Here is a 20,669-nt window from a genome sequence, read left to right as displayed (position 1 = left end):
ATTCGCGCGGCAGGGGTCGGCACCGAGCGCGGCGGGATAGACCAGCGTTCGCGCCAGATCCCAGCTTTCGCGGCCCCAGTCGAACGGCGTCCCGCCGCCGAACTGCGCCTTCTCCGCGTCCGAATAGCCGCGCACCAGTGGTCGGGCTGAACCGTTGATCGCCGCTTTCGCAACTTCGACATCCCACAATTCGTGCAAGTTGAACCCGTCGAACCGTCCGCCCGAAACGAGCACGTCGTTGCCGCCGCGATCGTTCGCGTGGTCGGCCGAATGCAGCGGCTGGTGGATATCGCCGACGAAGTGGACGAGGAACATCAGCGCCTGCACCCGCTCCGCCACCGGACGACCGGGTCTGCCGAGAATCTTGCGATCACGCTCGATCTGCGCGGTGACGCAGTTGCCGTCGGCGCAATCCTCGTTCCTGTCGTATGGTCGGCAAATGTCCTCATCCTGGAAGTGCCAGCGGCTGGCGAAGCGGAAGCGATCGCCGTCGCGGCGCACGCAATCGGCCCAGGTCGAGGCATCGGCCAGCGTGCGCACCGCGCATTCAGGGGTGTTAAGCGTGCGCGTCTGGCGCAGCAGGTCGGCCAGCGCCACGCGGGTCTGCGGGCGGACGTTGGCCCAGGCGATCGCCGCGACGGTGCGGTGGCCGAGCGCGCCCCAGGCCAGCGCGGGTTGCGCCAGCACGGTGCCCAGCACTGCCAGCGCCAGCATGATCACCCGCATGAAACGCATCATGCGGGTGCCCGCCCTTCGTACTTTTCGATCACCCATTCCTCGTTTTCGGCGGCGTGGACCCAGGCCTGCATCCAGTCATGCTCCCACACCGCCTGCATGTAGCCGAGCGCGAAACCCGGTACCGGCACCGCATAGGTCATGAAGCGCGAGACCACCGGCGCATAGATGATGTCGGCCGCGCAAAAGGTGCCGAACAGGAACGGCCCGCCCGCGCCGAACCGCGCGCGCGCCTCGGCCCACAGCGTGAGGATGCGCACGATATCGGCGCGTGCTTCGGCCGAAAATTCGAAATGGTCATGGCGCTTGCGGATGTTCATCGTCAGTTCGTGGCGCAGCGGGGTGTAGCTCGAATGCATTTCGGCCACCATCGAGCGCGCCATCGCCCGCGCCACATCGTCCTTGGGCCAGAACCGCTCGCGCCCGACCTTGTCCGCCAGGTAATCGATGATCGCAAGGCTATCCCACACCACCGCTTCGCCATCCCACAGGATCGGCACCTTGCCCGAAGACGGCGCGAGATCGCCAGTCTTGTGCTTCTGCGCCTCCCACTCCTCGCCATAAAGCGGAACGGTGATCTCCTCGAACGGCAGCCCCGATTGCTTGCACGCCAGCCAGCCGCGCAAGCTCCAGGACGAATAGTTCTTGTTGCCGATGATCAGTTTCATGGGCCTGTGCCTGTTCCGGGAGGGGTTGATTGCGGGCCTAGCCGCGTCGCCGCACGCTGTCGAGAATCAACCGGCCACGACGAGCCTTACGCCAGCCGCCGTGACCGCCTCGGCCATCGCGGGCGAGATGCCGGCATCGGTCACCAGCACGTCCACCTCGTCCAGCCCGCAGACGATCGCGCCCGAGGACGAGGCGAACTTGCTGCTGTCGACCATCAGGATCACCTGTTCGGCGCGGTCAATCAGGCGGCGTTCGGCAGCCACCAGGATCACGTCGGCCTGCATCACGCCTTGCGGACCGACCGCGGCGGCGCCCATGAACAGCTTTGGCGCATGGAAGCGCGGCATCGAATCCTCGCCCGCGGGCGCCAGGATGATGTTCTGCTCGCGGAACACCGAACCCGATGGCACCAGCAGCCGCGTGCCCGGCTGGCCAAGCAGCGCCGAGACGATGTGCAGCGAATTGGTCAGCACCTGGCAATCGAGCCCATCGAGGTGCGGGCACATCTGGAAGGTGGTGGTGCCGCCATCCATCATGATCCCCTCGCCCGGCGTGACCAGCGCGGCGGCGGCGCGGCCGATCGCCTGCTTTTTCGCAAGATTCAGCGTGATCGCTAGGTCGAACGGCGTGCCGGCAAGATGCAATGGGTGGTTGTCGGCGCCTTCGTCGCGTTCCACCCGCTTGGCCCCGCCATGAACGCGCGCGATCAGCCCGGCTTCGACCATGCGCGCCAGATCGCGGCGGATCGTGGCGGGCGAGGCCGCAAGCTGCGCTTCGAGCGCGCGATAGCTGACGAAGCCGGCCGGCTCCATCGCCGCCAGGATCAGGCTCTCGCGCTCGGTGGCGTGCATGGTGCGAATTATCCTCGTTCGGCGTCGATCCGTTCGAGCGACTTGCCCGCATTGCGAGGGCTCCACAAGACACCAACCACACCGCTGACCACGAGGAACCCGGTGAGGATCCAGGCAAGGCTGGTCATGCTGTTCGATGCCAGCGCGGGCACGGCGAGGCTCCACAGGCCCAGCCCGATCCGCACCACCGCGAACGCCAGCCCTTGCGCAGTCGAACGGATCGCGGTGGGGAACAGTTCGGCGCTCCACAACTGGAAGAAGCTCTGCGCGCCGAAGCCGCTGGCCAGGCCCATGATCACGATGTGCACGATCACCACCGGCAGCGTGAAACCGAATATGGCGAGCAGCGCCATGCCGAGCACGTGCATTGCCGCCGAAATGCCGAACATCAGCCGCTGGTCGATCTTGTCGGACAGCTTCATGAACACCAGCCAGATCGAGAACATGCCGATAAAGAAATAGCCCGCCGGCACCACCGTCGCGGCCCATTGCGGCAGGTGGTTCTGTTCGATCAGGTAAGGCGTGAAGAAGCCGTTGTAGCCCGCCCACAGGTTCCACATCCCGTACATCGTAACGAGATAGGCGATCGGCGCGAGGTAGCGCAGTTGCAGCACGTCGCTCCAGCGCGGGCGCGGGCCGGCGGCGTGGGTGCTTTCTTCCCAGCGTTGCGATTCCTTCATGCGGCTGCGCAGGAAGGTGAGCGCCAGCGCCAGCACCGCCAGGTGGATGAACAGCCAGCGTACCCCCGAAATGCCGAACGGCTTGAGGAAATAGGCCGCCACCAGCACCACCACCGGGCCCAGATACCACAGGATCTGCGCCACGCCCGAATGCGCGCCGCGTTCATGATCGGGCGCCTGTTCGGCGATCAGCGACCAACTCGCCGGAATGTCCGCGCCCACCGCCAGCCCGACCAGCACGAAGCCGGTGATGATCATCCACGGCGCCGCCGCGAAGATCAGGAACAGCATGCCGAAGGCGTAGAACAGCATGTCATACTGGTAGATGCGCTTGCGACCGAACAGGTCGCACAGCCGCCCGCCGATCAAGGCGCCAATGCCGGCAGAGATGGCGTTGGCGCTGAATGCGGCGATCAGCCCGATCAGGCTGTCGGACAAGTGGTACGCGTCCTTCCACAGCGCCAACGCGACCGAGCCCGACACGATCGAGCCCGAATCGATGTAGTTGGCGAGGCCCGCCAGGATCGTGTTGCGCCAGTGTTCGCGCGTGGACATTGCGTCCGCTTGGGCAGTAATAGCCATCAGATTTCGTCTCTCACCAATATGTTATCGTTGATATCTGCGATCGTTCGGCAACCCGTCAGCGCCATCGCCACGCGCATTTCGGCTTCGATCAGCGCCAGCATTTTCGCCACGCCCGCCTGCCCTCCGGCGGCAAGCGCGAACGCCCAGGCGCGGCCCAGCAGCACACCCTTGGCGCCCATTGCCAGCATCCGCACCACATCCAGCCCCGACCTCACCCCGCCATCGGCCAGCACGGTCAACCGATCCCCCACCGCGCGCGCGATCGGCGGCAGCGCGCGGGTGGAGGACAACACGCCATCGAGTTGCCGCCCGCCGTGGTTGGATACGACCAGCCCATCGACACCGTGATCGGCCGCCAGCACCGCGTCTTCAGGATCGAGAATACCCTTCACGATCAATGGTCCGGACCACTCACTTCGGATGAAATCGAGATCGGTCCAAGTGGCCGAAGGATCGAAATTCTCGCGCATCCAGCCGAAGAAATCGTCGATCCCGGTCTTGCCCTTGAGGATCGGCGCGACATTGCCCAGGCTGTGCGGGCGGCCGTTGATGCCCACATCCCATGCCCAGCCGGGCCGCAGCGCCGATTGCCAATAGCGCCGCGCCAGCCGCGCGATGCTGGGCGCCCCCGAAAGCCCCGAACGGACGTCGCGATAGCGGCTGCCCGCAATCGGCATGTCGACCGTGAACACCAGCGTGGTACAGCCAATCGCGCGCGCCTTGGCCAGCAGATCGCGGACGAAGCCCCGGTCCTTGACCATATAAAGCTGGAACCAGAACGGTTTGCTTGCCGCCCTTGCAACTTCGTCGAGCGGGCAGGCCGACACGGTCGACAGCGTGAACGGGACCCCTGCCCCCTCGGCCCCGCGCAAGGCCTGGCACTCACCGCGTCGTGCATTCATCCCGGCAAGGCCGATCGGCGCGAGCGCGACCGGCATGGCCAGCTTCTGCCCGAACAGTTCGGTCGACAAATCGAGCTGCGACACATCGCGCAAGATCCGCTGACGCAGCGCAACCTGCTCCAGGTCCTCGATATTCCGCCGCAAGGTGACCTGTTGGTAAGACCCGCCGTCGATATATTCGAACAGAAAATGCGGCAACCGCTGCCGCGCTGCCTCTCGGAAATCGTGGACATTGGCGACGATCATGCGGTGCCTCCCATCGCAGCGCGCCAGCACTCGCGGTAAGCTGCAAGGTCGGCATCGAGCGGCGCCACTCGCACCAGTTCGCCTTGCGGCGCAAGCGCCGGATCGAGCAACCGCAGCGCGCCGAACGACACGTCGTTATGCGCGTTGGCGACATAAACCGCCGTGTCCGGCCGCAGCGACGCGAGCGCGCGGACGAACACTTCGGCCTCTGCGAAACGGCCTTCGACCAGCAGCCGCTCGCGCGATCCGATCAGGTCGAGCGCGGCATCGGCAACGAGCGCGGCGTAAAGGCTGGTAGCAGCGCGCTTGGCGTACCAGTCGTCGGGTTCGTTGAGCCAGCGCCCCTCGCCGTTGGGAAACGGACCGCAGCCAGGCGCATGCGTCGGCAGCAGCATTGCGCCCGCCACCAGAACTTGCGGCACGGCGGCCAGCAGCGCGGGCTGATCGGGCTTGATATCGATCCGCCGCGTGTCGATCGCGATCACGCTCTCGATCTCGCGCCCGCCCATGAATCGCGCCGAAGGCACCGGCTGGCCGAGCACGTCGACATTGACCAAGCAATCGCGCGCCTCGGGCAGTGCTGCGGTGTTGATTGGTGCGCCGGACAGACGCATCCCGATAAACCAGGTGCCGGTCGAGAGCACGGTTGCTTCGTTGTGCGCGATCGCCGCAAACCCGCGCGCGGCGTTGAGCGCGGCGTTCGAATCGTGCAAGCCGGCGTGGATGCGCACAGTGGCGGGAAGCCCGGTCGTCGCGGCAAGCTCGGGTCGCAAGGTGCCCACCACATCGCCCGCGCGCACCAATGGTGCGAACCGCGCCGCCCAGCCCATACGCTGCGCCAGCGGCGAAAAATCACCCGCGCCAGGCGACCACAGATCGCTGTGGCAGCCCAGGCTCGAGACCTCGCTCCGCGCCTCGCCCGACAGGAACCACGCCCAGTATTGCGCCCAGGGCAGCAACGTCGCGCGCTCCATCGCCCGAGGGTACAGCCGATCGAGCCAGAACAATTGCGCACCAAGATTGAGCCCGTCGGGCAATGCGGGCGATCCGGTAGCCGCGAAAGTGTCGCGCCCAAGGCGATATTCGTCCATGATATCAGATGGAACTGCCTGCTCATAATCGAGCGGTGCGAACGCCAGTTTGCCATCGAGCAGCACCGCCGCGCCAGCGCCATGTCCGACCGGCACGATCGCCTCGATCGGATGATCGCGGTATCTGCCGATGGCTTCGAGCAGCCACTCGCCGATCCCCGCCGCATCCAGCCGGCGCAAACCATCGTCCGTACAGACAGCATTCGGGCGCACCTGTCGGTCGAGCAGGCTCCCGTCACGAGACCACAATGTGATCTTGCTCAAGGTCTTGCCAATGTCGATGACCAAGGCGAACCCGCGATCCAGACCCATTCTCCCGTCCACGCTCAAACCCGAATTGCGTAGTAGTGATTGTTTTGTAGCGAATACGATTGAAATTGCAAAGCGCTATTGCTAAGAGCGACACCATGAACATGCAGACCCCGATTTCGTCCGCCGCGATCCCGTTCGCCGTCCCGACCAGCCGCTGGGACGAAGCCCACGCCGCCACGCTGACGCCGGCCGAACTGCTGCTGTACCGCTCGAACCTGCTTGGTTCGGACCTCACGGTCACCAACTTCGGCGGGGGCAACACTTCGGCCAAGCTGATGGAAGTCGATCCGTTGACCGGCGCGGACACGCAAGTGCTGTGGGTCAAAGGCTCGGGCGGCGACATCGGTTCGATGAAACTCGATGGCTTTTCGACGCTCTACCAGGACAAGCTTCTCGCGCTTGAGGCGCACTATTCCGGGCCGGACGACGACGACAAGATGGTCGGCTACCTGCCGCATTGCACCTTCAACCTCAACGGCCGCGCGGCGTCGATCGACACCCCGCTGCATTCGCTGCTGCCGTTTGCACACGTCGATCACGTCCACCCCGATGCGATCATCGCGCTGGCGGCGAGTTCTGGCGGCGAGGCGGCGACCAAGGCCATCTGGGGCGGCAAGATCGGCTGGTTGCCGTGGAAGCGGCCGGGGTACACGCTGGGCGTGCAATTGCGCGATTTTGTCCGCGCCAACCCGGGCGTCGAGGGCGTGATGCTCGCCGGTCACGGGATCATTTGCTGGGCTGAAACCGCGCGCGACTGCTACGAACACACCGTCGCGCTGATCGCCGATGCGGCGAACTACCTCAACGCGAAGATGGCCGAAAAGCCCGCGTTCGGCGGCCAGAAGGTTGCTCCCAACCCCGATCGCGCCGCGATTGCCGCCGACCTGATGCCGCGCCTGCGCGGGCTGATGACCGGCGCGCGCCGCAAGCTGGGCCACTATTCGGACGATGCCGAAGCACTCGAATTCACCGGCAGCGCCGAGTTCCTGGCGCTCGCCGCGCTCGGCACCTCTTGCCCCGATCACTTCCTGCGCACCAAGATCGCGCCGCTGACGCTCGCTCCGGAACGCCTGAAGGACGACGCCTATCTCGCGGAAAAGATTGCCGATTACCGCGCAATGTATGCCGCCTACTACGGACGCTGCAAGCGCCGCAACTCGCCGGCAATGCGCGATGCCAACCCGGTCGTGGTGCTGGTGCCCGGCGTGGGCCGCATTACTTTCGCCACCGACAAAACCACCGCGCGGCTGGCGGGCGAGTTTTATGGCAATGCGATCAACGTGATGCGCGGCGCCGAAGCGATCGGTGATTACATCGCGCTCGACGAGCAGGAAGCCTTCGACATCGAGTACTGGCTGCTCGAAGAAGCCAAGCTCCAGCGGATGGCCGCGCCTAAGCCGATGGTCGGGCGGATCGCCTTGGTCACCGGCGGCGCTGGTGGAATCGGCGCGGCGACGGCGGCGCGGCTGATAGCAGAGGGCGCCTGCGTGATGCTCGCGGACCGCGATGCAACGGCGGTGCAAGCGGTCTACAACGGCTTTGCCAAGCGTTTCGGCAAGGACGTGGTGCGCGCCGTGGCATGCGACGTGACCGACGAAGCCCAAGTCGCCGCTGCGTTCGAAGCGTGCGCGCGCGAATTCGGCGGGTTGGACATTCTGGTAGCCAACGCCGGCATCGCCTCCTCCGCACCGATCAAGGAAACATCGGTGGCGTTGTGGCGCAGGAATTACGACGTACTGGCCGAGGGCTACTTCCTCACCGCGCGTTCGGCCTGGCCACTGCTGGAGCGGATGAAGGATCAGGGCGGCACGTCGGTGGTGTTCATTGGTTCGAAGAATGCGGTCGCGGCGGCGGCCGGGGCTTCCGCCTACGCATCTGCCAAAGCGGCGGCAAACCACCTCGCGCGTTGCCTGGCGCTCGAGGGCGCGCCGGCCGGCATCCGCGTCAACGTGGTCAACCCCGATGCGGTGATCAAGGGCAGCAGGATCTGGGACGGCGACTGGCGCAAGGAACGCGCGGGCACCCACGGCATCGACGCGGGCGAGGAACTGGAAGCGCATTACCGCAACCGTTCGATGCTCAAGCGCGACGTTTTGCCCGAAGATATTGCCGAAGCCGCCTATTGGCTTGCCAGCGATGCGTCGGCAAAGTCGACCGGCAACATGATCAACGTCGATGCGGGGAATGCGCAAGCCTTCACCCGCTGATCGAAGACCGGGAGAGAGAATAATGAAAACCTTGGGAATTCTGGCCGCAATGTCGCTCCTGGCGATGCCACTCGCGTTGCATGCACAACCCGCGACTCTCGACTCGATGGACCACGCTCCGGCTGGCGCGGTGGCGATCCCTCTTTATGGCGCGAAAACGCCCGGCAAGGTGTCCGACGAGATCGAAACCCGCATCATGGGCCGTGAAACCGTCATCCGCAACGTCACCTATCCCACGCTCACTCCGGTGCGACCAGCGCCGGGCACCGCCAACGGCACCGCGGTGATCGTGGCGCCGGGCGGTGGTTTCTCGATGCTGGCGATGCAGAACGAAGGCTGGCGCGTGGCGCAAGCGCTCGCCGCGCGCGGGGTCACCGCCTATGTCCTCAAGTACCGGCTGAACCCGAGCGACCGCGACGAAAAGGTATGGATGGCAGGCATGGCCAAGCTGTTCGCCGGTATCGACAAGGGAGGAAGGCCGCCCGAGATCACCGACCCTGCGGCAACCGAGGACGCGCTGGCGGCACTCAAGCTGGTCCGCACTCGCGCGGCCGAATGGGCCATCGATCCGCATCGCGTGGGCATGATCGGCTTCTCGGCCGGCGCGATAACCGCACTGAACGCGGTGTTGCAGGCCCCGGCAGGTGGAGCACCCGATTTCTTCGGGTTCATCTACGGCCCGATGCAGGCCGTTGCGGTCCCGGCCGGTGCGCCACCGATGTTCGCGGCGCTAGCGATGGACGATCCGCTGTTCGGCCATGGCGATTTCTCGATCGCTTCGGCCTGGTTCGCAGCGAAACGCCCGGTCGAACTGCACGTGTACCAGCGCGGCGGGCACGGTTTCGGCCTGGGCCAGCCGGGCACGACCTCCACGCTGATGATGCCCGAATTCCTTGCGTGGATGGACATGCAGGGCCTGCTGACCGCGAAAGCAAAACCGTGACCCTGCCGATTTCCGAAGACCTGATCGCCGAAGCCAACGCGCGCGAAGCTGATGCTCTCGACGAGGATTACGCCGCGCTCGATCGCAAGCTGGCGCGCGGCGGGATCGCGATCGATGCGATCAAGGACCGCATCGCCGCGTTCTCGGTGGCGGTGCCGTCATGGGGCGCAGGGCGCGGCGGCACGCGTTTTGCCAAGTTCCCGATCCCCGGCGAGCCGACCAACATCCATGAAAAGCTTGAAGATTGCGCGGTAATCAACCAGCTTGGGCGCAAGACCCCGCGCGTTTCGCCGCACTTCCCGTGGGACAAAGTCAGCGATTATGCCGCGCTGAAGGACGAGGCCGCCGCTCAAGGGCTCGGCTTCGATGCGGTCAATTCGAACACCTTCCAGGACCAGCCCGGCCAGCCGCACAGCTACGCCAGCGGTTCGCTCTCCTCCACCGACGCGAGCGTCCGCGCACAGGCGGTCGAGCACAACATCGAATGCATCGAAATCGGCCGCCTGCTCGGTTCGACCGACCTGACCGTGTGGGTGGGCGATGGCACCAACTTCCCCGGACAGCAGGACCTCGGTCGCAGCCTCGATCGCTATCTCGATGCGGCATCAGATGTTTACGCCGCGTTGCCCGATGACTGGCGGATGCTACTGGAGCACAAGATGTTCGAGCCGGCGTTCTATTCGTCGGTGATATCGGACTGGGGCTCGTCGATCCTGGCGGCGCAGGAACTGGGGCCCAAGGCCAAGTGCCTGGTCGATCTGGGCCACCACGCGCCCAACACCAACATCGAGCAGATCGTGGCGCGGCTGCACCGTTTCGGCAAGCTGGGCGGGTTCCACTTCAACGACAGCAAATACGGTGACGACGATCTCGATTCGGGCTCGATCAACCCGCACCAGTTGTTCTTGATCTTCAACGAACTGGTCGAGGCCGAACTCAATCCGAAAGAAGGCCTCCGCCCCAGCTACATGATCGACCAGTCGCACAACGTGACTGATCCGATCGAATCGATGCTGTCGAGCGCCGAGGCGATCACCCAGTGCTTCGCCAGGGCGCTGCTGGTCGACCGCGAAGCGCTCCATGCCGCGCAAGAGGCCAACGATACGATGATGGCGTTCCAGGCCTTGCGCCGGGCGTACAATGTCGATGTCGGGCCGATCCTTGCCATGGCGCGGATGGAAGCCGGCGGCGCGATCGACGTGCTGGGCACTTACCGGCAAAGCCAGTGGCGCGCGCGCAAGGCGCAGGAGCGCAAGCCGGTGGGGCTGGGCGCCGGCATCGTCTGACCACAGCGCTGCGGTCGTCAGGCCGACTCCAGCCTTGCGAGGCCGCCCCTCGCCTGCCAGAGCGCGGCTTGCGCATGTCGCCGGCAACGGTTCCGCAACCCGGCCCGGTGTATCGGACGTTCGGAACCGGTTCAGGAACCGCGTGCGACGTCAGCGCCGGGGCCGGCGCCAAGGTTCGCGCCGGGCCGCATCCGGCGCACATCGATGGCCCGTGCGGCCTGACAGCAAGGGCAGTTTTTTTGAGCATTTCGATGATGACCGCCGCCGTCCTGCTGGCCCACGCACCGGCCAGCATGGCCGAACCCGCGACCGTGGCGGCTCCGTCGTCGCTGGCGGCGGTCGAGCCATCGCAGACCCCCTCCGCAGAGCTCGGCGGGGCTGGGGTTGATGCCGGGGCCGTGGAAGGTGCCGGGGCCGGCGGCGAAGCGCCCGACGCAAACGGTGCACCGCCAGCCGGCGATCCCAAGCCGATCGTCGTCACGGCGCAACCCGGCGCGCGGCAGGACCCGCTCGCGGCAGTCAACATCCAGACGTACAAGGCCGTCCAGGCGGTCGACAGCGCGGTCGTGCTGCCGGTGGCGCTCGGCTACAAGAATGTCCTGCCCCGGACCGTTCGCACCGGGCTTCGCAACATCCTGCTCAACCTGACCGAGCCGGTGGTCTTCGTGAACTATGTGCTCCAGCTTCAGCCGAAGCGCGCGGCGCAAGTGGTCGGGCGGTTCGCGATCAATTCGACGGTCGGCATCGGCGGCGTGCTCGACGTGGCCAAGAAAAAGCCATTCCACTTGCCGCACCACACCAATGGCTTTGCTTATACCCTGGGTTATTATGGTGTTCCGTCAGGTCCATACCTGTTCCTGCCGCTGATCGGCCCGACCACATTGCGCGACATGTTCGGCCGCGTGCTCGACCAGTCGATGATCCCCGCCACGGTCGGCTTCCCGTTCACCGGGCTGACCTATTCGATCCCGACCGGCGCGATCAACGCGCTCGATTTCCGCGTCGAGGCCGACAGCGCGCTCAAGAAGCTCCACGATGCCGACAACCCCTACGGCGCCACGCGCGCCGATTACCTCGCGCGGCGCAAGCGCGACATCGCCGCACTGCGCGGGCCCAACCACGCCATCCCGATCCAGGATGACACCGTGCCGGGCGCGACCATCAGCGCGGCAAATCCGGCCGCTGCCGCAAAGCCGAGCGCTGCGGCAACAGCACCTGTGGTTGCCCCGGTAGCCTCGCCCGCATCGGCCAATCCGGCGACATCCACGCCGCCGGTGCGGCAAACGATCGTGCTGACCCCGGCGGCCCCGCCCTCTACCAAGCCGCGCCCCTGACGCTCAAACGGCAACGGTCGACAGACCGAGTTCGGGTATTCCCAGCGAACGGCGCCCGCCGAAATCGGTGCGGACCACGATGAGCCTGCTCTTTTCCAGATGATCGAGCAGACGCCGGATGCGGCCCGGCGATCGCGTGCCGTAAACCCGCGCCAAGGCATCGTCATCGGGGCAAGGCTCGCCGTCGATCGCGGCGCGGGCGATGACCAGGAACGGCGCGAGCACGTCATCGGGCACTTTTTGAGCCAGCGCCAAGAGACTGGCAAAGGCGGGATCGTCCTCACGCATGATCCCGGCCAGAGCCATCGCGAAACGGCGGCGGAACATGGCAAGATCGATGCCGTGCCCGGCGATCCGGTGCATCCGGCAGCGCACGGTGAAGTCCTGGTACAACGAAGCCGGTTGCTGGAAGGTGCAGCCCTCCTCGGCCACGATTTCGGCGAGCACTTCGCTCACCACCGCCGAAACATCGGGACCGGGGAACGGAAGTTCACCGGGATTAGCGGGTTCCTGGGGCGGATCGGGATCGTGCGACGCGATGGCTTGCAGCAGCGTCTCGGCCGCCGGGGGTGCCGGTTCGGGCTCGGACCAGCGGAACACCGGCTGTTCGACCACTTCCGGTTCGGCGTGGAGCAGCGCGTGCATGTCGTCGCCTTGCGCCACCGGCAGCGGCATCAGCCCGCCGATCACCGTGCGCGCTGATGTTTTCACCGCGCCGATCCGCACCGCCACCGGGCGCCGGCTGATTGCGGGGCCGAGCCCAAGGAAGTGCCCGCGATCGAGCTCGCGGATCGCTTCGGCCTGGCGCCGTTCCATGCCCAGCAGATCGGCCGCGCGCGCCATGTCGATATCGAGAAAAGTGCGCCCCATCAGGAAGTTGCTGGCTTCGGCGGCGACGTATTGCGCCAGCTTGGCCAGCCGCTGCGTGGCGATGATGCCCGCAAGGCCGCGCTTGCGACCGCGGCACATCAGGTTGGTCATCGCCGCAAGGCTGAGCCGGCGAACCTCGTCGCTGACGTCTCCGGCGGCGGCGGGGGCGAAGATCTGCGCTTCGTCGACCACCACCAGCGCCGGATACCATTCATCGCGCGGGGCATCGAACAAAGCGGACAGGAACTGCGCAGCGCAGCGCATCTGTGCCTCGAGTTCCAGCCCGTCGAGTGCCAGCACGACCGAGGCACGGTGGGTGCGGATGCGCGCCGCCAATTGCCCGATTTCGGCGCCCGCATAAGCCGCGCCGTCGATTACCACGTGGCCGAAGGGTTCGGCCAAGGTGACGAAATCGCCTTCGGGATCGATTACAATCTGTTGGACCAGCGCCGCGCTTTCCTCAAGCAACCGGCGCAACAAGTGCGACTTGCCCGACCCGCTGTTGCCCTGGACGAGCAGCCGCGTGGCGAGCAATTCTTCGATATCGATGCCCACCGGCGCGCCGCCGGGGTCCGATCCCATGACGATGGAGGCCTTCACCCGCCCTCTCATAGCCGCGCACCTTGGAGGGGCAAGCGGGTGGGCGGTGTTATCCGCAGGGGCGGTCAGTCGCCCGGATAGTACTTGCGCTCGACATGGCCCGCCAGTTCGTCGGGCCAGAAATAGACCTTGCGCAACTGCCCGCTGACGAAGCGCTGCGCCTGATCGGCAAAATGGGGCGATGCAGGATCGCCGCTTTCGCCGCCTGCGGTGATGGCCCATGCCTCGACGCGCGGACCGAATTCGATGACCGCGACGAAGCTGTTGCCGCTGCTGCCGTACCACTTCTTCGTGCCCGGCCAGGCCTTCGCGCTCGACGAGGCGAGCGTGCCCCACAGCGCCCAGGTGAACGGCACCGGCAGCGAGGGCCGCGCATCGTCGAAATGCGGGCGGATCGAATCGTCGAGCCGTTGGAAACGGTTGATGCTTCCCCATGCCACACGTGCGCTGCCGAAATCGCGGGTCAGGCGCGCGGCGGCAGTAGCGAGCGCCGCGAGCTTCGCGTCGCTGGTTACCGTCGCCACGATCGCATCGGGGATTTCGCGGTCCTGCAAGCGCGGACGGAGCCCGGTTGCCAGTGTATCGGCCCAGAACACCGCAAGCGAAGTCGCTTCGGATCCGGCGCTCCAGCAGAAATTCCAACCGCGCAACAGCGCGATCTGGTCGGTCAGCGCAGCGCGGCGGGGGTCGGCCGGCGGCAGTGCATCGTAAGCGACCAGCAATCCGGGCAGCGCGCGCGCGAAGAACGGCAGGTACGAATCGAACGCAGCTTCGCGCAGGCCTTCGGCGGTGAAGTCATGGCGATTCGCAAGCAACATCGTGGCATGGCGGCCCCGGTCGTTCTCGCCGAACAGGTCCATCGTACGCGGGAATGCATCGCGTTTCGGACTGTCGGGCCCGGCCGCGCCCCATGGCGCATTGTTGCTGTTGTAAACCCAGCCGGATTTGGGGTTGAGCGCCCTGGGCAACGCATCGAGCGCAAGCAGGCCCTGCCAGTCGGCAGCCGGATCGCTACCGTCGACCGGCCTGGTGTAATCGAACCGGTCGCTTCGGCGCGGCATGAACTGCGGGTGGAGATAGGCGATTTCACCCTTGCGATCGGCGAACAGCGTGTTGTTGCTGCTGTTGGCTTTGCGTTCGGCGACTTTGAGGTAGCTGGCCAGATCGGTCTGGCGCGTGCGCAGGAACGATTGTTCGAGCGCTTCGACCGGCTTCCACATCAGGCTTGTCGCGATCCACTTGCCGCCCTCGGCGCGGACGATCGGGCCGTGGATCGAGCGCCAGGTGGTGAAGCTGCGGCTGGCCAACGTGCCATCGGGCTTGCGGTAGCGCAGCGTCACCGGCACCGCCGCGAGCGGTTCGAGCGCCGCGCCGTGGCGGGTGAACTTGCGGCCGCCCTGATCGACTACGTCTTCGGCAAATTCGTCGACGTTGTCGGCCCCGGTCGAGGTGTGCATCCAGCCGGTATCGGCGTTCCAGCCCTGGTAGATGAAGAATTGCCCCCAGGTCGACGCGCCATAGGCGTTGAGCCCGGCGTCGCTCGAAACCTGCTGTTCGGCGCGGAAATAGTGGCTGGTGTGCGGATTGATGAGCAGCAGCGCGCGGCCGTTGGCGGTGTTTTGCGGGGCGATCGCGATGCCGTTCGAGCCGCGCGGATCGTGATCGCCCGGTTCCGCCACCGCAACCTTCGGCGCCGTTTCGCCATAGAACCGTGCGAGTTCGGCCGGATCGATCTTCTCGATATCACCGCCGATGCTGCCCTCGGAAAAGCTCAGCGCCATCCACGGTTCGAAGCGGGTGAGCACCTTCGGGTGCACCTCCGGGTGGCGTGCGAGGTAATAGTTGAGCCCGTCCGCCCACGCATCCATCAGCGCGCGCAACCACGGTGGACCGGCCTTGTACTGCCGCTGCAACACGGCTGGATCGACATAGAGCCGCTGGCGCAGATCGCCCCAGATAGCGGCCTCGCCCTCAGCTTCCGCAGTACGGCCGAGCGCGGTCAGGTAATTGGCTTCGATCCGGTTGAAGTCGTCCTCGGCCTGCGCGTAGATCATCCCGAACACCGCGTCGGCATCGGAATGGCCGTGGACGTGGGCGATGCCCCAATCGTCGCGGGTGACCAAAACCGCCGCCGCCTGGCGTTGCCAGCGCGCGGTTTCGGCGGGGGTGGCGTGAGCGGTGGTGGCGAGCAGCGCGAACGCCAGCGAGGCAAAAGTCGATCGGATCATGCAGCAGGGCTATCGCGCCTCTCGGTACCCGGCAACCGATCAATCGTGCGCCGCCGCCAGGATCGCCCCGCCCTCGCCCTGCTGGACCAGGATCGCGGTCTTGAGACCCGGATGGCGCGCGGGCGGAAGCGCAAAGCTCTGCTTGCCCCCACGCCAAGACCCCAACATCGCATATTCCTTGACGACATTGCGGTGCGGCAGCGTGGCGCCGCCGTTCTCGCCGGCGAGGATCGGTACTTGCACGATCTTCGGATCGTAGCGCACCAGGGCGACGCTGGCGCCAGTTCCCGGCCCTTCGATCCGCACGTCCTTGGCCGAGAGCGCAATTACCGGCCCGCCACTGCCGCGGTGGAACTTGTGCAAGGCCCCGGTCAATTCACGCGGATCGCTGCCGATCACGTCGCCGCGGCCGTTGACCACCACTTGCGGGGTCCACACCTGGTTGTGACCCAGCTTGCGGGCATAGCTCCACTGGCGCGCGGTATAAGCCGGATCGGCGAACTTGTCCTTCCAACCCAGGTGATCCCAGTAGGTTACCTGCCACGACAGCACCAGCGTATCGGGACGATCGGCCAGCGGCATGACCAGCCGGTTGGCGGGCGGGCACGACGAGCAACCCTGGCTCTGGAACAGTTCGACAACTTCTGGATGACCGGGATCGGCCCCCGCTGCGGAGGGGGTTGCAGCGGGGGCCGAGACCGCCTGCTGACAACCCGCCAGCAGGGCAGGCAAGATCGCGGCGAGGAGTTTCAAGCGGACGGTCATGGCGGGTTCCTTTGTTGACCGGCTATTCGCGGCCACGCCCGGTTCGGATACAGCCAACTCGAAATTCACCAGCGCAGCAGGCGCGGACCCACGATCGCCCCGAACAGCGCCGCCAGCGCGATGCCCAGCGTGTACCACGTCAGCACGAAAATCGCCGAGACTTCGGGGCAATGCAGGCAATAGACCGTGGCGCTCCAGGCGCCCGCCGCCAGCCCGGCGGTGGCTCCGGCCGCGCGCAGGCGGGTGGGCGCCATCCGCCGGAACGACCACAAGAGCCCGGCGAAGATCGGCAACGCATAGACGAACACCAGCGTCGAGCAGACCTTCCAGCTCGCCCCCAGCCACATCGCCAACCAGTGTTCGGACGGCGCACGCGCCAGTTCGGCCACGCTCATCAGCGCCAGCCCGGCGAACGGCACCAGCGCCACCCACAACCACCCGAGACTGCGAGATTCGGGCCGCGCCAGCTTGGCGGTGGCCACCAGCGCACAGATCCCCAGCGAGGCGGTATAGCCCCATTTCATCCAGATCGTGGCGCCGTGCATCGCCAGCCACAGATCGGGCCGGAACCCGAACGACATCGACAGAGCCAGCATCGAAGCGAGCACGCCCAGGCCCAGCCCCAAGCCGAGCCGCCAACCAAGCGCGTTGCGCCGCACCGGTGGTACATCTGCTGCGAGCTGATCGATCAGGTCTTCGCTGGTCATAGCAGGCTGTTCTTGACCCGCGTGGCGAGCGCCTTGAGCCCGCGGTGGACCGAAATCTTCAAGTCGGATTCGCCGATCTGCTGCCGTGCGGCGGCTTCGGCGGTCGAAAGTCCTTCGATCCGTGTGGCGCGAATCGCGGCGGCCTGCTTGGGGCTGAGTCCTGCCAGCAACCGGTCGAGATCGGCTTCGGCGTTGCTGGCATCCTCGAACCCTTCGGTCACGAGCAGGTCTTCCATTCCTTCGATCGGCACCGTCCGGCCGGTGCGGCGGAACGCGTCGATCATCTTGTAGCGCGCGATCGCGTGCAACCAGGCGGTAAACGGCCGAGCCGGATCATACGTTCCGCGGCGGGTGTGCACCGCGATCAGCGTTTCCTGCACGAGGTCTTCGATCGCATCGTCCTGTCCCGGCATCCGGCGGCGGTAGTAGCGACGCAGCAACGGCAACAGCGCGCGCAACAGCCGGCCATGCGCCGCCGAGTCTCCACCCAGCCCGCCGACCATCCACATTCGCAACTGGTTTTCGCTCGTGATCATGGCCCTCAAGCTGCTATTCGCGCCGATCGCGCATCCGGTTACACCGGCACGCCCGTCACGCCAACCAGCCGGTGGAGGATGCCCGCAACCGCTTCGACCGTGAACGCGCTCTCAGAGTGTGCGGTGGAACCGCTGGCCGGTTGCGCCAGCCACCACGCCAGCGTCTCGACGATCAGGCTCACGGCGCAGATCGTGGCGAGATCGGTCGGCAGCCAGTAGTCCGAAGGCGCGCGGCCGGGCGCAAGATCGCGCGCGATGCCCAGCAGCGTGCCGCGCATCGTGCCGCCCGCGCCGCCCGTCAGCAGCGCGGTCCACAGCGCGCGGTGATCGTCGACATAGCGGCATAGCGCGGTGAACGCGGCCAGGCTGTTTGCGCTGTCGAGCACCGGCAGCGTGAGCGCGACCAGCGCCTCGATCTGTTCGGCGGCGATTTCGTCGAGCAGGGCTTCCCTGGTGGGATGGTGGCGGAAGAACGTGGCATAATGGATGCCCGCCTCGGCCGCGATTTCGCGCACCGTGATCTGTGCGAGCGGCTTGGCTTCGAGCAAGTGCAGCAGCGCCGCGCGCAAGGCCGCGCCCGATTTCAGCGCGCGCGCATCGCGGCGGCTTGACGCGCGCGGGACGTTATGCGCTATTGTGTCGCACAAGTCGTCGGGCACCGGCGTGGGCGAATCTGCACTCAAGCGGGTCGTCTCCAGTCGGTCCGCCGCCCGAACCGGCAGCCACGGGGAGAACCATGATGCAGGAACTGGCGCAGCGCAATTACTTCACCGATCACCAGATCCTGGTCGATCCCTACGCCTATTTCGAGGCAATCCGCGCGCTCGGGCCCGTCTATCGTTTGCCCGGGCAAGACATCGTGGTGGTGACCGGGTTCGCCGAGACGATCGAGGTGCTGGGCAACACGCGCGATTTCTCGTCCGCGATGGCGCCGCAGGGCCCCGCCGCTCCGCTGCCGTTCACCCCCGAGGGCGCCGACATCACGCCCTTGATCGAGGCGCATCGTACCGAATTCATGGGCGGCGATCTCGTCGTCAGCCTCGATGATCAACCGCACACCTTCTCGCGCTCGATCCTCAGCCGGCTGTTCACTCCATCGAAACTGCGCGCGAACGAGGCGTTCATGACCGACTACGCCGATCGGATGGTGCGTGAAATGGTCGGTAAGGGCCATTGCGACCTGATGCGCGAGGTGGCCACGCCTTATGTCACCAACGTCATCGCCGATCTGCTCGGCGTGCCCGATGACGATCGCAAGCTGTTCATGGAAGCGATCGACGCGGGTGTGGGCGCGGGCAGCCTCGATCCCGACGACCTGGCGCAGCAGAATGCGCCGCTGGTGCTGATGGGCATGTATTTTGCGCAATACGTCGCCGATCGCCGCGCCAATCCCACGGGCGACGTGCTGTCGGACCTGGCGCATGCGACTTATCCCGATGGCTCGCTGCCCGATGCGCTGGAAATCGTGCGGCTGGCGACATTCCTGTTCGCCGCGGGGCAGGACACCAGCGCCAAGCTGCTCGGCAATGCGCTGTGCTTCATCGCCGACCAGCCGGGTTTGCAGGCCCGATTGCGCGCCGATCCCAAGCTGATTCCAGCGCTGATCGAGGAAGTGCTGCGGCTGGAGGGATCGACCAAGATGACCGCGCGGCTGGCGCGTGTGGACTCGAGCATCGCGGGGGTCGATTGCCCGGCCGGGACCAAGGTGATGGTCGCGCTGGCAGCGGCCAACCGCGATCCGCGTCGCTGGGACGATCCCGAGGCGCTGGTGCTCGATCGCCCGAAGATCCGCGAAAACCTGGCGTTCGGGCGCGGCGCGCACACCTGCATCGGCGCCCCGCTGGCGCGGGTGGAAGTGCGTGTGCTGCTTGAAGAGCTGCTCGAACACACATCGAACATCGATCTCGATCCGGCGCGCCACGGCCCAAAGGGCGCGCGCAAGCTCGAGTTCGAGCCAAGCTTCATCATTCGCGGACTGGCCCGGCTCGATGTGGTGCTCACCCCGGAAGAAGGCTTCGTTGCGCCGAAATCGGCCACGCCCGAAGCCGTCCAACCACCCAAGCGCGGGCTGTTTTCGCGTTTGACCGGGCGCGGCAAGGCGCCAGCCGACGCCACAACCGGCTATGCAACCGCCACCACCCGCATCGGCGCGCTGCTGGCCAACCCTGAGACCCGTTCGGTGATCGAACGCCATTTCCCCGAAGTCGCGGCCGATCCGCGTATTTCCATGGCCAAATCGATGACATTCCGGCTGATCCAGAAATTCGCGCCCGAGGTATTCACCGAAGCCGCGCTCGATGCGGTCGACGCCGAACTTGCGCGGATTGCACCCGCTGCGAACACCTGACTGGAACGCATTGGCAACTCGCGCATTCTAGCCGTGAGAAATCACGGAGTGGAACTTATGAAGAAAATGTCTTTCCCGATGGCAGCCCTCGTGCTCGCCAGCACCAGCCTCGTCGTCTCCAGCCCGGCTGAAGCCCGCCGCCATTATCGCGGCCAGGCGCGTGGCCACGGCCATTGCCTGCGCTTCGACAAGACCACTGGCGCGGTTGCCGGCGGCGTCGGCGGCGCGCTGCTCGGCGGTGCGTTGATCGGTGGCACCGGTGGTGCCCTCGGCGGCGCTGCGCTCGGCGCGCTGGGTGGTCATGCGCTCGCCAAGGATGGCCGCAAGAACTGCCGCTGATCGATTGGCAGGCCACTTGAGAGGGTGGCCGAATTGACTGAATGCCGCAAAGGGGCCGCATTGCAAACGCGATGCGGCCCCTTTTCGCAGGGTGCCGGGGCCTTGCGGACGGGCAGGCCTGGGGCGATCACGTCCGTCGCGTCGGACCGGAAGCCGCCGCATGATTCGGGCGTTTGGGGGAGCATTAACGCGTGATCCGTTCGTTGCTGACCAAACTTGCCCTCGTCGCGCCATGCCTGCTGGCCGGGTGCGCGCCCGGACAGATCAACCAGGCGCGGCTGGCCCTGCCCTGCCCTGCACCCGGCGCGTTCGACGCCAGCGCCTCCGGCCCCACGCTGTTCGTTGCCCGCACCAACCGCAGCGAGTGCCGCGATGGCGCCTGGGTCTTGTCGCGCGAACGCGGCGATGGTCCGGCGTTCGATCTGGCAAGGCGCGG

General features: G+C 66.2%; 19 protein-coding genes. 7 read left to right on the top strand and 12 right to left on the bottom strand.

What is annotated here, in order from left to right:
- The 6 genes from Q0R16_RS05435 to Q0R16_RS05410 all read right to left on the bottom strand — a co-directional run.
- Positions 1-738 (bottom strand): S1/P1 nuclease (locus tag Q0R16_RS05435; RefSeq protein ID WP_295633181.1); only part of this gene is annotated, 738 nt, incomplete at its 3' end.
- Entirely contained in the window at positions 735-1,403 is a 669-nt protein-coding gene (locus Q0R16_RS05430; RefSeq protein WP_295633178.1) for a glutathione S-transferase family protein, read from the bottom strand. The genes Q0R16_RS05430 and Q0R16_RS05435, both read right to left, overlap by 4 nt.
- A gap of 66 nt (positions 1,404-1,469) precedes the next feature.
- On the bottom strand, positions 1,470-2,255 hold the full coding sequence (locus Q0R16_RS05425; protein ID WP_295633175.1) for a DeoR/GlpR family DNA-binding transcription regulator: 786 nt from the start codon (positions 2,253-2,255) through the stop codon (positions 1,470-1,472).
- 8 nt (positions 2,256-2,263) lie between these two features.
- Positions 2,264-3,517: an MFS transporter gene (locus Q0R16_RS05420; RefSeq protein WP_295633172.1), complete on the bottom strand. Its 1,254-nt coding sequence runs from the start codon at positions 3,515-3,517 to the stop codon at positions 2,264-2,266.
- The gene (gene lldD / locus Q0R16_RS05415) at positions 3,517-4,668 is read right to left on the bottom strand and encodes an FMN-dependent L-lactate dehydrogenase LldD (RefSeq protein ID WP_295633168.1); all 1,152 of its coding nucleotides are present in this window, start codon (positions 4,666-4,668) and stop codon (positions 3,517-3,519) included. Before lldD ends, Q0R16_RS05420 begins: the two co-directional genes overlap by 1 nt.
- Positions 4,665-6,071, bottom strand: coding sequence for a carbohydrate kinase (locus tag Q0R16_RS05410; protein WP_295633164.1), 1,407 nt, complete (start codon positions 6,069-6,071; stop codon positions 4,665-4,667). Before Q0R16_RS05410 ends, lldD begins: the two co-directional genes overlap by 4 nt.
- 95 nt (positions 6,072-6,166) lie before the next feature.
- On the opposite strand from Q0R16_RS05410, the gene Q0R16_RS05405 reads away from it, so the two are divergent.
- The 4 genes from Q0R16_RS05405 to Q0R16_RS05390 all read left to right on the top strand — a co-directional run bounded on the left by Q0R16_RS05405 (position 6,167) and on the right by Q0R16_RS05390 (position 11,841).
- Positions 6,167-8,278: a bifunctional rhamnulose-1-phosphate aldolase/short-chain dehydrogenase gene (locus tag Q0R16_RS05405; protein WP_295633161.1), complete on the top strand. Its 2,112-nt coding sequence runs from the start codon at positions 6,167-6,169 to the stop codon at positions 8,276-8,278.
- A 22-nt stretch (positions 8,279-8,300) separates the two neighbouring features.
- Entirely contained in the window at positions 8,301-9,221 is a 921-nt protein-coding gene (locus tag Q0R16_RS05400; protein WP_295633158.1) for an alpha/beta hydrolase, read from the top strand.
- Entirely contained in the window at positions 9,218-10,507 is a 1,290-nt protein-coding gene (locus Q0R16_RS05395; RefSeq protein ID WP_295633155.1) for a TIM barrel protein, read from the top strand. The genes Q0R16_RS05400 and Q0R16_RS05395 overlap by 4 nt, the downstream gene beginning before the upstream one ends.
- 254 nt (positions 10,508-10,761) lie before the next feature.
- Positions 10,762-11,841: a VacJ family lipoprotein gene (locus Q0R16_RS05390; protein WP_295633152.1), complete on the top strand. Its 1,080-nt coding sequence runs from the start codon at positions 10,762-10,764 to the stop codon at positions 11,839-11,841.
- A gap of 3 nt (positions 11,842-11,844) precedes the next feature.
- Here the strand turns inward: Q0R16_RS05390 and Q0R16_RS05385 are convergent, their stop codons facing one another.
- The 6 genes from Q0R16_RS05385 to Q0R16_RS05360 all read right to left on the bottom strand — a co-directional run bounded on the left by Q0R16_RS05385 (position 11,845) and on the right by Q0R16_RS05360 (position 18,230).
- The gene (locus Q0R16_RS05385) at positions 11,845-13,311 is read right to left on the bottom strand and encodes an ATP-binding protein (protein WP_295633149.1); all 1,467 of its coding nucleotides are present in this window, start codon (positions 13,309-13,311) and stop codon (positions 11,845-11,847) included.
- Positions 13,312-13,376: 65 nt separating this feature from the next.
- Positions 13,377-15,539, bottom strand: a complete 2,163-nt coding sequence (locus Q0R16_RS05380) for a penicillin acylase family protein (RefSeq protein WP_295633146.1) — start codon at positions 15,537-15,539, stop codon at positions 13,377-13,379.
- Between the two features lie 39 nt (positions 15,540-15,578).
- Complete coding sequence (locus tag Q0R16_RS05375) at positions 15,579-16,304, bottom strand: thioredoxin family protein (RefSeq protein WP_295633142.1); 726 nt, start codon at positions 16,302-16,304, stop codon at positions 15,579-15,581.
- Positions 16,305-16,369: 65 nt separating this feature from the next.
- A complete protein-coding gene (locus Q0R16_RS05370; protein ID WP_295633139.1) occupies positions 16,370-17,011 on the bottom strand; it encodes a DUF1109 domain-containing protein in 642 nt (213 codons plus the stop codon).
- Entirely contained in the window at positions 17,008-17,547 is a 540-nt protein-coding gene (locus tag Q0R16_RS05365) for a sigma-70 family RNA polymerase sigma factor (RefSeq protein WP_295633136.1), read from the bottom strand. The genes Q0R16_RS05370 and Q0R16_RS05365 overlap by 4 nt, the downstream gene beginning before the upstream one ends.
- A 38-nt stretch (positions 17,548-17,585) precedes the next feature.
- On the bottom strand, positions 17,586-18,230 hold the full coding sequence (locus Q0R16_RS05360; protein ID WP_295633133.1) for a TetR/AcrR family transcriptional regulator: 645 nt from the start codon (positions 18,228-18,230) through the stop codon (positions 17,586-17,588).
- A 53-nt stretch (positions 18,231-18,283) separates the two neighbouring features.
- On the opposite strand from Q0R16_RS05360, the gene Q0R16_RS05355 reads away from it, so the two are divergent.
- The 3 genes from Q0R16_RS05355 to Q0R16_RS05345 all read left to right on the top strand — a co-directional run.
- On the top strand, positions 18,284-19,894 hold the full coding sequence (locus tag Q0R16_RS05355) for a cytochrome P450 (protein ID WP_295633130.1): 1,611 nt from the start codon (positions 18,284-18,286) through the stop codon (positions 19,892-19,894).
- A gap of 57 nt (positions 19,895-19,951) precedes the next feature.
- Entirely contained in the window at positions 19,952-20,233 is a 282-nt protein-coding gene (locus Q0R16_RS05350; RefSeq protein WP_295633127.1) for a hypothetical protein, read from the top strand.
- A 191-nt stretch (positions 20,234-20,424) separates the two neighbouring features.
- Positions 20,425-20,669 (top strand): hypothetical protein (locus Q0R16_RS05345; RefSeq protein ID WP_295633124.1); only part of this gene is annotated, 245 nt, incomplete at its 3' end.

Source organism: Novosphingobium sp., assembly GCF_025351285.1.
Taxonomy (GTDB): Bacteria; Pseudomonadota; Alphaproteobacteria; order Sphingomonadales; family Sphingomonadaceae; genus Novosphingobium.
The sequence above is the reverse complement of the archived record's forward strand: the minus strand, read 5'-3'. Positions and strand labels throughout refer to the sequence as shown.

Bases quoted from the DNA above. Each gene is read 5' to 3' on its own strand.
- lldD (WP_295633168.1), bottom strand. From the start codon at position 4,668: ATGATCGTCGCCAATGTCCACGATTTCCGAGAGGCAGCGCGGCAGCGG.
- Q0R16_RS05425 (WP_295633175.1), bottom strand. From the start codon at position 2,255: ATGCACGCCACCGAGCGCGAGAGCCTGATCCTGGCGGCGATGGAGCCG.
- Q0R16_RS05430 (WP_295633178.1), bottom strand. From the start codon at position 1,403: ATGAAACTGATCATCGGCAACAAGAACTATTCGTCCTGGAGCTTGCGC.
- Q0R16_RS05405 (WP_295633161.1), top strand. From the start codon at position 6,167: ATGAACATGCAGACCCCGATTTCGTCCGCCGCGATCCCGTTCGCCGTC.
- Q0R16_RS05350 (WP_295633127.1), top strand. From the start codon at position 19,952: ATGAAGAAAATGTCTTTCCCGATGGCAGCCCTCGTGCTCGCCAGCACC.
- Q0R16_RS05365 (WP_295633136.1), bottom strand. From the start codon at position 17,547: ATGATCACGAGCGAAAACCAGTTGCGAATGTGGATGGTCGGCGGGCTG.
- Q0R16_RS05355 (WP_295633130.1), top strand. From the start codon at position 18,284: ATGATGCAGGAACTGGCGCAGCGCAATTACTTCACCGATCACCAGATC.
- Q0R16_RS05375 (WP_295633142.1), bottom strand. From the start codon at position 16,304: ATGACCGTCCGCTTGAAACTCCTCGCCGCGATCTTGCCTGCCCTGCTG.
- Q0R16_RS05400 (WP_295633158.1), top strand. From the start codon at position 8,301: ATGAAAACCTTGGGAATTCTGGCCGCAATGTCGCTCCTGGCGATGCCA.
- Q0R16_RS05410 (WP_295633164.1), bottom strand. From the start codon at position 6,071: ATGGGTCTGGATCGCGGGTTCGCCTTGGTCATCGACATTGGCAAGACC.
- Q0R16_RS05380 (WP_295633146.1), bottom strand. From the start codon at position 15,539: ATGATCCGATCGACTTTTGCCTCGCTGGCGTTCGCGCTGCTCGCCACC.
- Q0R16_RS05420 (WP_295633172.1), bottom strand. From the start codon at position 3,517: ATGGCTATTACTGCCCAAGCGGACGCAATGTCCACGCGCGAACACTGG.
- Q0R16_RS05370 (WP_295633139.1), bottom strand. From the start codon at position 17,011: ATGACCAGCGAAGACCTGATCGATCAGCTCGCAGCAGATGTACCACCG.
- Q0R16_RS05390 (WP_295633152.1), top strand. From the start codon at position 10,762: ATGACCGCCGCCGTCCTGCTGGCCCACGCACCGGCCAGCATGGCCGAA.